This is a genomic window from Naasia sp. SYSU D00057 (assembly GCF_017916505.1).
In the GTDB taxonomy this organism is placed as follows: Bacteria; Actinomycetota; Actinomycetes; order Actinomycetales; family Microbacteriaceae; genus Naasia.
Map to the genome: position 1 here is coordinate 1 of NZ_JAFMSZ010000016.1, position 493 is coordinate 493.

1 pseudogene is annotated in these 493 nt (G+C 69.4%); it reads right to left on the reverse strand.

Annotated features, from left to right (window positions below):
• Positions 1–15: 15 nt before the first annotated feature.
• A pseudogene (locus J3P36_RS16065) lies at positions 16–493 on the reverse strand (IS630 family transposase); the annotation flags it as partial.

A 493-nucleotide genomic window follows, 5' to 3' on the forward strand; every position in this document is an offset into this window, starting at 1 on the left:
GTCGGGGCGTTATGGAGGCAGGAAGAGGAGGTGAGCGCCGGCGGCACGGATGGCACGTCGCACCGGGATGCCCTTGTGGCTGCCGAGGTTGTCGAGGACGACGACGTCGCCGGGCTTGAGCGTGGGGACGAGGAACTGCTGGACCCAGGCGAGGAAGAGGGCGCCGTTGATCGGGCCGTCGATGACGCAGGGCGCGTCGATGCGGTCCGAGCGGAGCGCGGCGAGGAAGGTCATCGTCTTCCAGTGGCCATGCGGGACCCGGGCTACGAGGCGCTGGCCGCGTGGGGCACGGCCGTGGGTGCGGGTCATGTTCGTCTTGGCCGAGGTCTCGTCGATGAAGACCAGGCGCTTCGGATCGATGCGGCCCTGGTAACGGCGCCAGCGTTCGCGTCGGCGCGCGACGTCGGGCCTATGCTGCTCGGCGGCGCGGAGACTTTTTTTTGAAGGTGAGCCCCTCGCGGGCGAGGAAGCGCCAGACAGCGCCATAGCCCAC